Here is a 14333-nt window from a genome sequence, read left to right as displayed (position 1 = left end):
GAGCCTAGGCATTTTTTCAGTTGCCGTTCCTAGCCTTGCACTAGCGATGTTCCTGTCATTTCTTCCGGCTTCGAGAGACCTGCAAGAGACAGAATAGTCGGCGCGATATCCGCGAGGACGCCGCCTTCACGAAGTGGACCAACCTGCTTCGTGACGATGAATGGAACCGGGTTTGTCGTATGGGCTGTGAACGGACGACCGTTCTCATCAATCACCATATCAGCATTGCCGTGGTCAGCCGTAATCAGACATACGCCGCCTTTAGCCAGCACCGCTTCCACTACTTGACCCAGACACTCGTCAGTCACTTCAACCGCTTTGATTGTCGGCTCAAGCATCCCGGAGTGACCTACCATATCCGGGTTTGCGAAGTTCAAGATGATCACATCTTGACGCTCAGCTTCGATTTCTTTCACAGCTGCAGCCGCTACTTCATACGCGCTCATTTCCGGTTGAAGATCGTAAGTGGCTACCTTCGGAGAAGGTATCAGAATACGCGTCTCGCCCGGAAGCTCTGCGTCGCGACCGCCGCTGAAGAAGAACGTTACATGCGGGTACTTCTCTGTCTCTGCGATGCGAAGCTGACGCTTCCCATTCTGCACGAGCACCTCACCCAGCGTGTTATCGAGATTCTTCGGCTTATACGCAACGAAGCCGCCAACGGTTTCACTGAATAGTGTCAAACAGACAAAATACAGATTCTCCGGCGCTTTCGGACCGCGGTCAAAACCACGGAAGTCGCTGTTTGTAAACACTTGCGACAGCTGAATCGCACGGTCAGGACGGAAGTTGAAGAAAATAACCGCATCTTCGGACTCCACGACGCCAACCGGGCTGCCGTCTTCTTTCACGATCACAGTCGGCATGACGAACTCGTCATAGACTGATTTCTCATAGGATTCCACAACGGCTTTGATCGGATCCGTATATTGCGGGCCATCTCCGTAAACCATTGCGCGGTACGATTTCTCGGTCCGCTCCCATCGCTTGTCGCGGTCCATCGCGTAGTAACGACCTTGTACAGTCGCAATTTTGCCTACGCCGATTTCTGCGATTTTGGCGGTTAATTGCTCGAGGTACCCCTTCGCGCTGTCCGGCGATACGTCGCGGCCGTCCAAGAACGCATGGATGTATACTTCCTCGATTTCTTCCTTCTTCGCAAGCTCAAGCAGTGCAAACAAGTGAGCGATGTGGCTGTGTACGCCGCCGTCAGACAGCAGGCCGTACAAATGCAGCTTCTTGCCGCTCTCCTTCACGTGACGGATGGCACCCATCAACGTCTCGTTGTCGAAGAATTCACCGTCGCGGATCGACTTGCTGATGCGAGTCAGGTCTTGATAGACGACGCGGCCTGCGCCGATGTTCAAATGGCCAACTTCGGAGTTGCCCATTTGTCCTTCCGGTAAGCCTACTGCCTCTCCGCACGCCGTTAATGTCGTGTGCGGATAGGAATTCCAGTAGCGGTCGTAGTTGGGTTTATTCGCCTGTGCAACCGCATTGCCGGTAACATCGTTGCGCAAACCGAATCCGTCCAAAATAATGAGTGCAACTGGAGCTGTCATCTTACTTCGCCCCCTCGACAAGTGCGATGAAGGAAGCAGGCTCTAAGCTTGCACCGCCAACCAAAGCGCCGTCGATATTGGATTGACCCAGATATTCGCTTACGTTGTTCGGTTTTACGCTGCCGCCGTATTGAATGCGAACTGCGTTAGCCGTTGCTGCATCGTACAGTCCAGCGATAACATCGCGGATGAACGAGATCACGTCTTCTGCATCAGCCGAAGTCGAGGATTTGCCTGTACCGATCGCCCAGATAGGCTCATACGCAACAACTACTTCTGCAGCTTGTGCAGCGGACAGACCTTGGAAAGCTGCTTCCGTTTGTACTTTACAAACCGATTTCGTTTGCTCTGCTTCGCGCTCTTCCAGTTTCTCGCCAACACATATGATCGGCGTGAGACCGTGCTTGAATGCAGCATGGACTTTCTTATTTACAATCTCATCGGATTCCGCAAAATATGCGCGGCGCTCCGAGTGACCGATGATTACATATTGAACGCCGAGGTCTTTCAGCATAACGCCGCTGATTTCACCCGTGAATGCACCGTTGTCCTCGAAGTGGACATTTTGTGCACCGATTGCGATCGCTGTGCCTTTAGCCGCTTCAACAAGCGCAGGCAATGTTGTGAATGGCGCGCAGATGACCGTTTCAACACCGTCAACCTCTGCTTTGCCTTTAACGTCTGCGAAGAAAGCAGTCGCTTCAGAAACCGTTTTGAACATTTTCCAGTTGCCTGCAATAATTGGTTTACGCATCGTTATTCGCCCCTTTATCCCTTACTTATCGTTCAGTGCAACAACGCCAGGAAGCGCTTTGCCTTCCATGAATTCCAATGATGCGCCGCCGCCAGTCGAGATGTGATCCATCTTGTCAGCCAGACCAAACTTCTCTGCAGCTGCAGCAGAATCGCCGCCGCCGATAACCGTGTAAGCTGCTGTATCTGCACAAGCCGCTGCAACAGCACGAGTACCGTGCGAGAATGGCTCGATTTCAAATACGCCCATCGGTCCGTTCCATACAACCAGCTTGGAATTCTTGATTACATCAGCATACAGCTCACGTGTTTTCGGACCAATGTCGATGCCTTCCCATTCAGCTGGGATGCCGTCAACATCAACGATTTGCGTGTTTGCTTTCGCGCTGAACTCGTCCGTAATGACAATATCAACCGGCAGCAGGAATTGCTTGCCCATCGTTTTGGCTTTCTCGATAAACTCAAGTGCCAGATCAAGCTTGGAGTTGTCACACAGGGATTGGCCGATCTCATGACCTTGTGCTTTGAAGAACGTATAGGAAAGACCGCCGCCGATGATGATGTTATCTGCGATTTCGATCATTTTGTTGATAACGTCGATTTTATCTTTTACTTTAGATCCGCCAACAATCGCCGTGAACGGACGCTCTGGCTTCAAGAGAGCGCGGCCAAGCACGTCAAGCTCTTTCTCCATCAGAAGGCCTGATACAGCCGGCAAATAGTGTGCGATACCTTCAGTCGATGCATGAGCGCGGTGAGCAGCGCCGAAAGCATCATTTACGAACAGATCAGCCAATTCGGCAAAAGCTTTCGCCAATTCCGGATCATTCTTCTCTTCGCCTTCATAGAAACGAACATTCTCAAGCAAGAGCACGTCGCCTTCTTTTAGAGCAGCTACTTGAGCTTTTACCGATTCACCTACAGCTTCGTCTGTTTTGACAACTGGCTTGCCGAGCAATTGCGACAAACGTACACCAGCTTCAGTTAGACGCATGCCTTCAACGACTTGACCTTTTGGACGTCCCAGGTGGCTCGCCAAAATCACTTTCGCACCGTTCTCGATTAGATACTTGATGGTAGGCAGCGTCTCGCGAATACGCGTATCATCCGTAATCGCACCGTTCTCCATTGGTACGTTAAAATCCACACGAACAAATACACGTTTACCGGCTACTTCAACGTCACGCACACTCTTCTTGTTCATTAGTGAAATCCTCCCGGGAACCCCATGATAAAGGTCTTAAGTATATTTAAATCCTCCACTTGCTATCCATCCCGCAGTCATCTGCAGGTTTATATCTATATGTTTTTGTGTTAGTTCCCCGCAGGGAAACCGGCGTTGCAGGTTGCAACGGGCAACCGTATCTAAAAAAACGAGCATCAGCTTCCCTAAGGGAAGCGCCGATGCGTCATAATCTCTTGTACTTGAACTCTGAACTAGGGAGCGCCGCATGAAAGCTTACGATCCCGTGAACCGCCATGAGGCGTATCACGATGTTCGTATGGCGGGATTACCCGCAAACTATCGCGAAGGAGCTGCCACAAGCAGCTCCTTCGACGAATATAGGGTGTCCAGAGGGGAACCCTCGGAATCCCCCTTTTCAAGGGGGACTTAGGGGGATCGTCCTTCTAGGGGGATGTCTTAAAGCCCCTTAGAAGCGATGTAAGCAGCAAGGTCAACTACACGGTTGGAGTAGCCCCACTCGTTGTCGTACCAAGAAATGATTTTAACCATGTTGCCTTCGACAACCATAGTCGACAAAGCGTCGATTGTGGAGGAAGCCGGGTCGCTGTTGTAGTCGCTCGATACAAGCGGCTCATCGGAGTAGTTCATGATGCCTTTAAGGGAAGTTTCAGCTGCATCTTTCAATGCTGCGTTTACTTCGTCAACAGTTACGTTAACTTTCAATTCAGCAACAAGATCTGTTACGGAAACGTTAGGCGTAGGAACACGCATAGCCATACCGTTCAATTTGCCTTTCAACTCAGGCAATACAAGGGATACTGCTTTAGCAGCGCCTGTGGATGAAGGAATAATGTTTTCTGCAGCAGCACGAGCACGGCGCAGGTCTTTATGTGGAACGTCCAATACGGATTGATCGTTAGTGTACGAGTGAATAGTAGTCATCATACCTTTTACGATACCGAATTTGTCGTTGATTACTTTAGCGAATGGTGCAAGGCAGTTCGTTGTGCAAGAAGCGTTGGAGATAATCGTGTGCGCGGAAGCATCGTATTTATCTTCGTTAACGCCCATTACGATTGTGATGTCTTCGTTAGTAGCTGGAGCGGAGATGATTACTTTCTTCGCGCCGCCTTTCAAGTGAAGCTCAGCTTTGTCTTTCGCTGTGAAAATACCAGTAGATTCAACAACGATTTCAGCGCCTACAGAAGCCCATGGAAGGTTCTCAGGGTTACGTTCAGCAAAAACCTTGATTTCACGGCCATTTACGATCAGCGCGCCTTCTTTAGCTTCTACAGTAGCTTCCAGCTTGCCATGTGTAGTGTCATATTTAAGCAGGTGAGCCAGTGTGTTTGTGTCTGTCAAATCGTTAACAGCCACCACTTGTACATTCGGGTTATTCAATGCTGCGCGGAACACGTTACGGCCGATACGACCAAATCCGTTAATACCAACTTTTACCATTTTAGTTTCCTCCTAGGCATAATTTCATTTATCTCAAGACGAGGCGTTGGACACCGGTTTCCGGCAGTCCACTCGTCAAGATCACATCATTTACTCTTCCTGATCGATGATTGCTGCAATTTCAAGTGCAGCAGCCTCGTCGGTGACGAGCATATCATCATGTCCAAAGCGCATCACAGCTGCGATCGCTTCACCTTTACTGCGGCCGCCTGCAATCGCAATGACAACCTCAGTTTCCATAATGTCTTCGATTCGAAGACCTGCAGTGAGCATCTTATGAACGACAGAACCGCTTCGGTCAAAATAGTACCCGAATGATTCTGCAAGCGCTCCTTCAGCCTTGAGAGCATCGACAACTGCCGCATCCACACGTCTGCGACGAGCCATTACCATAGCGTCCCCGATCCCATGAATGACGATGCGGGCTTTGCGAATCACTTCCACAATCTCCCTCACGTTAGGTTCTTGCATCAAGGAAGTGTACGCTTCTTCGCCCAAGTGGTCCGGCACATGAAGCATCCGGTATTGCGCACCTGTACGCTTAGCCATTGTCGAAACGATCGTGTTTGCTTGGTAATCCAAACTTTCGCCAAGTCCACCGCGTGCCGGTACGAACCAATTGCCTTTGAGCGGTGTTTGCGTGGTCAGCTGGTTGGCGACTTGGGCCAATGTCGATCCGCCGGTTACGGCAATGACATCATCGTTCTTCATCGCTTTGCTCAGCACCGCACAACCTGCTCGGCCCAGCTCCCGCTTTGTATGAGGGGAAGCATCGGAATCACCGGAGACGATAACAACTTGCTTTAATCCAAAATGCTTGCGAATTCTCTCTTCCAGCTCCGACAATCCGAACATCGCTTTGTAGAAAGGTTCCATGTCCTCAAGCAGCCGTTTGCCGGCATCACTGATTCGCATCCCTGCGGCATCAATGTGGAGAAGCTCCTGTGCTTTGAGAAAATCCGTTTCCGCACGCAGCACCCGCTCAGTCATATCGAGTGAAGCTGCTAATGTGCGCCGACCGATCATATCCGAGAGCATGACCTGACGGAGAATAAGATACCTTTTCCTCATGACGATAAGTAAGTCTGGCAGAAGCTGCTGCTGTATTTCGATGAGAGATTGCATCTTCCAACATCAACTCCTGTTGCAGAGAGAGGCTTTCGTATCTCTTTGGGACAATCGCATGGACGCGTTCCGTCCCACATGCTCATTTTAAGTCCCACACATATTGTAACCCAAACTCATTGCAGGGGCAAGATCAGTTTGCCTAATGAAACCGTTTACTGTCACGATTTGCACAAATTTAATTTAATTTTCAGCCTTGCTTTTCTTTCCACAATCACATATACTTATCTTCGCTGTCACTTTGCGCCCGTGGTCCAATGGATATGACGTAGGCCTCCGGAGCCTGAGATCGAGGTTCAATTCCTCGCGGGCGCGCCATTACAACTATAATGAATGTCTCATAATGAAGGACCTTCCGAATTATCGGAGGGTCCTTCTTCATGTTTCAGGCAGAAGCTCACCTCAAACAGCATCTCCATTTCTGCTCGAAAGTAACCTTCTTCTGAGCCTGTTTAGCTTGTTTACAGACAATTTGACCATCTTTGACTTTTAAATCGTAATCCGTTATGATGAATTTAATAGCAGTTCACTATCGAAGCCGCAATTCATGCAATTCGCTTCGGTTGCTGTGCTTGCGTTTCACCACTATCTGAATGTTCTTGAGGAGGGACTTACGATGAGTTTCGTACCAATGGTTATCGAATCGAACAACCGCGGCGAACGCGCCTACGACATTTACTCCCGTTTGCTGAAGGATCGAATTGTGTTCCTAGGCACGCCTGTCAACGATATGGTGGCTAACTCCATTATCGCGCAGCTGTTGTTCCTTGCAGCCGATGATCCGGATAAAGACATCTCGCTTTACATCAACAGCCCTGGCGGTTCGGTCTCTGCAGGTCTCGCCATTTTCGATACGATGAATTTCATTAAACCGTCAGTTTCCACGATTTGCGTAGGCATGGCGGCTTCGATGGGCGCATTCTTACTTGCAGCCGGTGCCAAAGGCAAGCGTTATGCGCTTCCTAACAGCGAAGTGATGATTCATCAGCCGCTCGGCGGTGCGCAAGGTCAAGCAAGCGATATCGAGATCCGTGCGAAGCATATTTTGAAAACTCGTGATACGCTCAACCGCATTTTGGTGGAGAACACGGGTCAAACGCTTGAGAAGATTGAGCGCGATACCGACCGCGATTACTTCATGTCTGCTGCAGAAGCAGCAGCTTATGGCCTTGTTGACAAGGTTATCGAGAAACTTTAAGCCAATGGTGATATGAACAAGAAAGAGCGATAATCCTTCCCGGGATTATCGCTCTTTCTTGTTCATTTATCACAGTTCATATGGTCTGTCAATAACAATTTGAAGCGCTGAATGGGTGCGGACTGCTCCAATGAATCATGATAAGATGTACTAAATGATTCCATATCCACCGTCACTTAGGTTACGTTTCGGAAATCTAATATAAACGGAGTTGCACACGCATGAAACTTACGAACCCATTCGCAAGCGTGCGAAATTTCATTCGATCCAGTGATTCTGGCAGCGTTTTTACTTCCTACACGCCATCGTTTGAACCAAATTTTCAGCATGCCCCAACTGACACAGATAATCAAAATCTCTTCTTGCCTATGCAGGACAAGTCTCTCCTGCTGCGCCCGCTTAGCGACACTCATCTCATTGAAGTCTATCATGAAGCTAGAGCAATGCGTCTGTCCGAAGAGTTTATTGCATTGATTGAACATGCCATTGAGCAGCGCGGCTTGTCCACTACCGATGACCGGAAATCGTTAGCCTAACCTAGGTTGCAGTCAGCATAACTGCCAGTTCATCATATAAGGCAAACCCTTCTCCACACTGGAGAGCGGTCTGCCTTATTTTTTTGCTAATATGCTGCTGTATTATTATTGCATTTCATAGACAACTGTAACGTCCGCAGAAACGTTAATTACACCTGTCTGCACACTTGTTGTCGCCTTACCATCCATGGATGCCGATTCAGGTGCCATTTGATCCCGGCCGTAGTAGATCGGTCCACTGTTCATCCCGTTTTGTGAGATGCTGATGACTTCCTTTAGTTGTTTGCCAGCTGCTTTGGCGAGCGCTGACGCTTTCGCTTTGGCGTTAGCCATCGCTTTCTCAAGCGCTTGAATCTCGTATTGCTCCTGTTTCTCCGTGTTGAACTGCACTCCGTCTACACGGTTAGCGCCATTCTCCGACAGATCATCCAGCAATTTTCCGATGCCATCCAGGTCACGCGTTGTAATTTGAATGTTGTGCACGGACAGATAACCTTTGATCTTGCTTGTGCCGTCCTTGCTGTTGTATTCATATTCTGCTTGAACATAGAATCCTACTGTCTTCACGTCCTTGGCATTCATCTTGTACGTATCAAACAGCACCTTCTTCAAGCCTGCGAACTGCGTCGCATTCTTCGCTTGGGCTTCTTTAGCAGATGCCGCGCGCGCTTCTACTGCCACGCTCAAGTATGCCACATCCGGGGCTGTTTCCAGCTTTCCTGTACCCGCTACCGTAATCGTGCTCTTCTGTACAATGCTTCCGTTATCCACCGCATACACCTCATTGCTGCCATGACTGCTTGCCCCAAACATTGCCCCTACGCCTACCGCCAGTGCCAGTACAGGTACCATCAGCCATTTAGATTGCAACTTCATCATCACGTTCAGCCCCCTTCAATCTCCATATTTGGTTCTATATACTCAGACGCTGCTCTCCAATGCTTTGTTGCGCCTTATAGCCAATAATTAGGCCATAAAATAGAAAAAACCCCCAATAGGGAGCTTCTTCGAGTCGTTTATGTCTTATTATTGGTTTTCTAGCTCTTCCTTGCTAACCAGGTTGACTAAAGCGGTTACAGCTTGATCGGCGTCGGAACCTTCCGCGCTAATTGTAACCTCAGTACCTGAGCTGATAGCAAGACTCATAATACCCATAATCGATTTAGCGTTCACTTTTTTATCGTCTTTCTCTACGAACACCTCGGAAGAAAACTTGTTCGCTTCCTGAACAAAAAGTGCGGCCGGTCTTGCATGAAGACCTGTCTTCAGTCGAACGACAACCGGATGCCTTGTCATGGAAACCTTACCCCCTATACGAAATTCAATCTTGCGATCACTTGCACCAAGTCATTTTATTCGTTATTATATCACTTTTCTAAAGTCTACACTAGCTATATGCTTAACCGTTCCTTAATTTTTCGGCCAACTCGTCGATTTTGCGCAAACGGTGGTTCACACCGGACTTGCTCACCTTGCCCTTGAGCATCTCGCCGACTTCCGTTAAATTCAAATCCGGGTGCATCAGCCGTATATGTGCCACCTCTCGAAGCTTATCAGGTAGTGTATCCAGCCCCACCTCACGATCGAGCAGCTTGATATTATCGATCTGCCTCACAGCAGCACCAATCGTCTTATTCAAATTCGCCGTTTCGCAGTTGACGATCCGGTTGACCGAGTTACGCATGTCACGCATGATGCGGACGTCCTCGAATTTGAAGAGCGCTTGATGGGCACCGACGATGCTGAGGAGCTCGATAATTTTCTCGCCTTCTTTCATGTAGAAGATAAACCCTTTCTTACGTTCGATACAACGGGCGTTAAGGTCAAACTTATTCGCCAGTTCCACGAGCGATTGACAGTGCTCTTCATACATGGTGGCAATCTCCAGGTGGTAGGACGAACCTTCCGGGTTATTTACGGAACCCCCGGCCAGGAACGCGCCGCGCAAATAGGAGCGTTTGCAGCATGACTTGCGAATGATGTCCCGGTCGATGCCCTGATTAAACATAAAGCCCTCGGAGACAATTTTGAGATCACTCAATATCTCTTGCACGGTGGCCGGAATCCGTACGATATAGACGTTATTCTTCTTCAATCTCATCTTCTTGCGAACCAGCAGCTCCGTATGAACGGCGAATTGTTTCTTGATAAGTGAATAGATCCGTCTTGCAATCGCCGCATTTTCCGTCGATATATCGAGTATTACCTTTCGGCTCGACAACGAAACCGAGCCGTTCATTCGAATCAGTGCAGAGAGCTCCGCCTTCTCACAGCACGGATCGGCTTCGATGAGCGTCAATTCTTTTTTGGTTTGTCCCGCAAAAGACAATGTAACTCACCTCTTTCGTTCCATCCAGTTTTCCACAAGCTGATAAATATGATGACTTAACCTAGCTGCATCATGACGCAAATACGTGCGAAACAGTACGAGCCGGTCTGCAATGACTTCATAGCCGCGCCGTTTCACTTCTTCAAGATCAAGGTGTACAGCTTTTGCACCTCGTTCGGCGTACTTATTTTGCACCTGTTCCGGAATCTCACCGTCGTTGACGATGACATAATCGAACAGATGATGACCGATATGTGCATGTACAGCAGCCAAATGGTCGCTTACCGAATAATTGTCGGTTTCCCCCGGCTGCGTCATCACGTTACATACGAACATCTTCACTGCATTGGAATCGACAATGCTTTGCGCCAGTTTAGGCACTAGCAAATTCGGGATTATGCTGGTATAGAGGCTGCCCGGACCGATCAGAATCGCATCAGCTTCACGGATGGCCTCAACTGCTTCCTCCAGCGGCTCGACATCTGCAGGCTCAATAAAGACTCGCTTGATCGCTTTGCCTGCCTTCGGAATGTTCGACTCCCCTGTAATAATGCTGCCATCAACCGTTTCCGCCTTCAGCACAATCGCTTCACCTGCAGCCGGCAGTACACGTCCGCGAACCGCAAGTACTTTGCTGAGCATCCGAACGCCGGACACGAAATCACCGGATATGTCGGTCATTGCAGCAAGCATCAAGTTGCCTAAGCTATGACCCGCAAGTCCGGTTCCGGAACTAAACCGATATTGCAACAAATCGGAGAGAAGCGGCTCAACGTCAGCAAGGGCAATCAACACGTTGCGGATATCGCCCGGAGGCGGCATCTGCAGTTCATTACGCAGTATACCGGAGCTTCCGCCGTCATCGGCCACCGTTACGATGGCCGTAATATCAAGCGGCTTCTCTTTCAATCCACGCAGCATGACCGATAGCCCTGTGCCCCCGCCGATGACGACAATTCGGGGCTTCTGTTCTTTTCTCCGTTCTGTCACGTTTACCTCAGCTCCGATCACGATCTGAATCTCGATGACTGACTCGAACGAGCTCTGTGTCACTGCTGCCAAGCATTCGCCCTAGATATTCGGCAATCGCGACCGAACGGTGTTTCCCGCCCGTACAACCAATCCCGATGACGACTTGACTCTTTCCTTCTTTCCGATAGAGGGGAATAAGAAACTGCAGCATATCGAGCAGCTTCGTGAGAAACGCCTGCGTTTCCGGCCATTTCATCACATACTCGAACACTTCAGGATCTTGACCTGTATTGGGACGCAGATGATCGACATAGTGTGGATTCGGAAGAAAACGAACATCATAAATGAGATCGGCATCAATTGGAATTCCATACTTGAATCCAAATGAGGTGACATTGATAGAAATCGTATTCAGATCCGAGTTCGTGAAGCGAGACATGATTCGTTCCTTCAACTGAGCCGGCTTCAAGTTACTTGTATCGATAACCTGCGTCGCCCAGCCTTTCAGATCCTCGAGAATGCGTCTTTCCAGCTTAATGCCTTCCAGCGGTAATCCTTCCGGAGCCAGCGGATGAAGTCGTCGGCTTTCCTTATAGCGCTGCACGAGCACGCCATCCGTTGCATCCAGGAAGAGAATCTCATACCCAATCGTATAGTGCTCTTTCATATAGTTCAGCGATTCAGACAATGCCGTGAAAAATTCGCGTCCCCGTAAATCAATGACGAGCGCAACTTTACCGATTTTGCCATTAGACTGTTCTATGAGCTCCGCAAACTTCGGAATGAGCACCGGCGGAAGATTATCTACGCAGAAAAATCCGAGATCCTCCAGGCTCTGTACCGCAATCGTTTTACCTGCACCGGACATGCCTGTAATGATGACTAGCTTTGCCATCGCTGTTCCCGCTTCCACACTCAATCCCCCCACCGTCTACCAAGACTTTCTACGCACGTATAATTAGACCTGCTGCGCCGACAACACCTGCATCGTTGCCAAGAATAGCTGGTACGATCTCAACGCCTTCTTGCGCCATCTCTGGTGCTGATTTCTTGAATGCTTCACGAATTTGCTCAAAGAGGAATTCGCCTGCTTTGGATACGCCGCCGCCGATGATAAAACGCTGCGGGTTAAGAACAACCGCTACTGTAGCCATCGACTTGCCCAAGTAATGAGCTGCGCGAGCCACGATACGAGCCGCTACTTCATCGCCGGCTTTAGCTGCATCAACGACATCCTTCGCCATAATGTTCGGAACGAACGAAAGCGAAGTACGGTCTCCGCGTTCGACAGCATCTTTCGCCATACGGATAATGCCCGTTGCGGAAGAAACAGTCTCCAAGCAGCCCATTCTGCCGCAGCCGCATTGAATCGCTTCGAGATCCGGCACGATTGGAATATGACCAAGCTCGCCGGCCATGCCAGCAAAACCTTCTACGATCTTACCGTTTATAATTACACCGCCGCCAACACCTGTTCCAAGCGTGTAGCAAACGCAATCCGCAATGTTACGGCCTGCTCCCGCCCATGCTTCACCAAGTGCTGCAACGTTAGCATCATTATTGACTAGTACTTTTTTATCAAGCTTCTCTTCGAGAATCGCTTTCAGAGGCACATGATCAAAGAACAGATTAACCGACTGCTTCACGATCCCGTTCGGAATATCGAGGAAGCCTGCAATTCCGATACCTACGCCTTCTACTTGCTCCCACGAGAAAGGGGACTGTTCGACGATCAGCTTTGCATAGTCAGCGATATTCGCGCAAACGGCGTCAGAGCCCTTCTCGACTTCAGTCGCTCCTTCATACGTATGCAATAATGCGCCTTCCATACTGCAAATACCAACCTTAATTGTTGTACCGCCAATATCTACACCAACGACTATTCTCTCAGACATAATAGGCCACCTCTATAATATAAGGATCTGGGGTTACTTCTGTTCCAACTAAACTATAAGCGAACGCTTCCAACTGGTCAAGGTGAAACGGCTGCCGCCATCCTATCGGTGGCGCAGTGCGTTTCATTCCGGAGAAATATAAGCTACGTATAGGGTGAAACCTATATCTTCTTATATTTCAAGGTGAAACGGCTGTCGCCGTCCCATCGAAAGTGCAGGTCTCAGGCAAGAATAAGTTTTGTAAGAAAATGCCCTATCCGCGCTAACATGAAGTGACGCTGTCCGTTGCTACGGACAGCGTCATCCATACGTCATTCACTTGTGCAAATACACGCTTGATGCAGCATGCAGCTTCCTTTTATAAGGATTGACTCCAGTCATGGACGGCATGACCTTCAAGGTATTTCTCACAATCAAGTGCAGCCATACAACCGCTTCCCGCAGCTGTAATCGCTTGGCGGTACTTGTTGTCCTGTACATCGCCGCATGCGAATATACCAGGGATGTTCGTTTCGGATGTACCCGGCTTCACGATCAGATAGCCTGTCTCATCTGTTTCTAACTGGCCGCCGAGGAATTTCGTGTTTGGTGTGTGGCCGATTGCAACGAAGATTCCGTTTGTTTCGATAACTTCCTCTTCACCCGTTTGGTTGTTACGCACTTTAAGGCCGGTTACAGCCATATCGTTTGCCACAACCTCTAGCGGTGTGCGATCTAGCGCCCAAGTAATCTTACTGTTCTCACGCGCACGATCTTGCATGATTTTGGAAGCGCGCATTTCTGCGCGACGGTGAACAAGTACAACCTCCGAAGCGAAACGCGTCAAGAAGTTCGCTTCTTCCATTGCAGAGTCGCCGCCGCCTACCACGATAATTTTCTTACCGCGGAAGAAGAATCCATCACATGTTGCACACGTGCTGACGCCGCGTCCAACATTCTCGCGTTCGTTAGCAATACCTAGGTATTTAGCCGAAGCACCTGTCGAGATAATGAGGGATTCGGCTTGAAGCTCGCCTTGACCTTCAACCTGCAGCGTGAACGGACGCTTCGAAGTATCGACAGAATTGACCCAGCCAGTGCGGAATTCCGCGCCGAAACGCTCCGCTTGCTTACGCATGTTTGCCATCAGGTCAGGACCCATAATGCCATCGGGGAAACCCGGGAAGTTCTCAACCTCTGTCGTTGTCGTCAATTGTCCACCAGGCTCAGGACCTTCAATAATAAGTGGCTTCATGTTTGCACGAGCCAGATAGATCGCGGCTGTCAGCCCTGCAGGGCCTGTTCCGATAATAATTGCTTTGTGCACAGTTGTACCT

At 49.4% G+C, this 14333-nt stretch carries 14 protein-coding genes and 1 tRNA gene; 3 read left to right on the top strand and 12 right to left on the bottom strand.

Annotated features, from left to right (window positions below):
- Positions 1-29: 29 nt before the first annotated feature.
- The 5 genes from gpmI to AC506A_RS30840 form a co-directional block, all read right to left on the bottom strand.
- Complete coding sequence (gene gpmI, locus AC506A_RS30860) at positions 30-1562, bottom strand: 2,3-bisphosphoglycerate-independent phosphoglycerate mutase (protein WP_495464790.1); 1533 nt, start codon at positions 1560-1562, stop codon at positions 30-32.
- 1 nt (position 1563) lies between these two features.
- Positions 1564-2316: a triose-phosphate isomerase gene (tpiA, locus tag AC506A_RS30855; protein ID WP_495464789.1), complete on the bottom strand. Its 753-nt coding sequence runs from the start codon at positions 2314-2316 to the stop codon at positions 1564-1566.
- A gap of 21 nt (positions 2317-2337) precedes the next feature.
- Positions 2338-3519, bottom strand: coding sequence for a phosphoglycerate kinase (locus AC506A_RS30850; protein ID WP_495464788.1), 1182 nt, complete (start codon positions 3517-3519; stop codon positions 2338-2340).
- 438 nt (positions 3520-3957) lie between these two features.
- Positions 3958-4962 (bottom strand): type I glyceraldehyde-3-phosphate dehydrogenase, encoded by a 1005-nt coding sequence (gap, locus tag AC506A_RS30845; RefSeq protein ID WP_475784701.1) that lies wholly within the window; start codon positions 4960-4962, stop codon positions 3958-3960.
- Positions 4963-5052: 90 nt separating this feature from the next.
- Positions 5053-6087 (bottom strand): sugar-binding transcriptional regulator, encoded by a 1035-nt coding sequence (locus AC506A_RS30840; RefSeq protein WP_495464787.1) that lies wholly within the window; start codon positions 6085-6087, stop codon positions 5053-5055.
- 243 nt (positions 6088-6330) lie between these two features.
- Here AC506A_RS30840 and AC506A_RS30835 point away from each other — a divergent pair.
- From AC506A_RS30835 to AC506A_RS30825, 3 genes are all read left to right on the top strand, one after another.
- Positions 6331-6405 (top strand) — tRNA-Arg (locus AC506A_RS30835).
- 298 nt (positions 6406-6703) lie between these two features.
- The gene (clpP, locus tag AC506A_RS30830; RefSeq protein ID WP_091225604.1) at positions 6704-7285 is read left to right on the top strand and encodes an ATP-dependent Clp endopeptidase proteolytic subunit ClpP; all 582 of its coding nucleotides are present in this window, start codon (positions 6704-6706) and stop codon (positions 7283-7285) included.
- Positions 7286-7506: 221 nt separating this feature from the next.
- The gene (locus AC506A_RS30825; protein ID WP_495464786.1) at positions 7507-7821 is read left to right on the top strand and encodes a sporulation histidine kinase inhibitor Sda; all 315 of its coding nucleotides are present in this window, start codon (positions 7507-7509) and stop codon (positions 7819-7821) included.
- Positions 7822-7926: 105 nt separating this feature from the next.
- On the opposite strand, the gene AC506A_RS30820 is transcribed toward AC506A_RS30825, so the two are convergent.
- The 7 genes from AC506A_RS30820 to trxB all read right to left on the bottom strand — a co-directional run bounded on the left by AC506A_RS30820 (position 7927) and on the right by trxB (position 14323).
- The gene (locus tag AC506A_RS30820; protein WP_495464785.1) at positions 7927-8700 is read right to left on the bottom strand and encodes an SIMPL domain-containing protein; all 774 of its coding nucleotides are present in this window, start codon (positions 8698-8700) and stop codon (positions 7927-7929) included.
- A 147-nt stretch (positions 8701-8847) separates the two neighbouring features.
- The gene (locus AC506A_RS30815; RefSeq protein WP_090583454.1) at positions 8848-9117 is read right to left on the bottom strand and encodes an HPr family phosphocarrier protein; all 270 of its coding nucleotides are present in this window, start codon (positions 9115-9117) and stop codon (positions 8848-8850) included.
- A gap of 103 nt (positions 9118-9220) precedes the next feature.
- Positions 9221-10150, bottom strand: coding sequence for a DNA-binding protein WhiA (whiA, locus tag AC506A_RS30810; protein ID WP_495464784.1), 930 nt, complete (start codon positions 10148-10150; stop codon positions 9221-9223).
- Positions 10151-10156: 6 nt separating this feature from the next.
- Positions 10157-11140 carry a gluconeogenesis factor YvcK family protein gene (locus AC506A_RS30805; RefSeq protein WP_495464805.1) on the bottom strand — a complete coding sequence of 328 codons (984 nt, stop codon included), beginning with the start codon at positions 11138-11140 and terminating at the stop codon, positions 10157-10159.
- Positions 11141-11147: 7 nt separating this feature from the next.
- Entirely contained in the window at positions 11148-12017 is an 870-nt protein-coding gene (gene rapZ, locus AC506A_RS30800; protein ID WP_091225630.1) for an RNase adapter RapZ, read from the bottom strand.
- Positions 12018-12066: 49 nt separating this feature from the next.
- Positions 12067-13017, bottom strand: a complete 951-nt coding sequence (locus AC506A_RS30795) for an ROK family glucokinase (RefSeq protein ID WP_495464783.1) — start codon at positions 13015-13017, stop codon at positions 12067-12069.
- A gap of 358 nt (positions 13018-13375) precedes the next feature.
- A complete protein-coding gene (trxB, locus tag AC506A_RS30790) occupies positions 13376-14323 on the bottom strand; it encodes a thioredoxin-disulfide reductase (protein ID WP_495464782.1) in 948 nt (315 codons plus the stop codon).
- Positions 14324-14333: the final 10 nt, after the last annotated feature.

Source organism: Paenibacillus sp. N22P23 (genome assembly GCF_059383735.1).
Note: the sequence above shows the minus strand (reverse complement) of the source record. Positions and strands in the feature narration are given on the sequence as shown.

What these genes read in the sequence shown, in the direction of transcription:
- gpmI (WP_495464790.1), bottom strand. Translation starts at nt 1,562, where the DNA reads ATGACAGCTCCAGTTGCACTCATTATTTTGGACGGATTCGGTTTGCGC.
- tpiA (WP_495464789.1), bottom strand. Translation starts at nt 2,316, where the DNA reads ATGCGTAAACCAATTATTGCAGGCAACTGGAAAATGTTCAAAACGGTT.
- AC506A_RS30850 (WP_495464788.1), bottom strand. Translation starts at nt 3,519, where the DNA reads ATGAACAAGAAGAGTGTGCGTGACGTTGAAGTAGCCGGTAAACGTGTA.
- gap (WP_475784701.1), bottom strand. Translation starts at nt 4,962, where the DNA reads ATGGTAAAAGTTGGTATTAACGGATTTGGTCGTATCGGCCGTAACGTG.
- AC506A_RS30840 (WP_495464787.1), bottom strand. Translation starts at nt 6,087, where the DNA reads ATGCAATCTCTCATCGAAATACAGCAGCAGCTTCTGCCAGACTTACTT.
- clpP (WP_091225604.1), top strand. Translation starts at nt 6,704, where the DNA reads ATGAGTTTCGTACCAATGGTTATCGAATCGAACAACCGCGGCGAACGC.
- AC506A_RS30825 (WP_495464786.1), top strand. Translation starts at nt 7,507, where the DNA reads ATGAAACTTACGAACCCATTCGCAAGCGTGCGAAATTTCATTCGATCC.
- AC506A_RS30820 (WP_495464785.1), bottom strand. Translation starts at nt 8,700, where the DNA reads ATGATGAAGTTGCAATCTAAATGGCTGATGGTACCTGTACTGGCACTG.
- AC506A_RS30815 (WP_090583454.1), bottom strand. Translation starts at nt 9,117, where the DNA reads ATGACAAGGCATCCGGTTGTCGTTCGACTGAAGACAGGTCTTCATGCA.
- rapZ (WP_091225630.1), bottom strand. Translation starts at nt 12,017, where the DNA reads ATGGCAAAGCTAGTCATCATTACAGGCATGTCCGGTGCAGGTAAAACG.
- AC506A_RS30795 (WP_495464783.1), bottom strand. Translation starts at nt 13,017, where the DNA reads ATGTCTGAGAGAATAGTCGTTGGTGTAGATATTGGCGGTACAACAATT.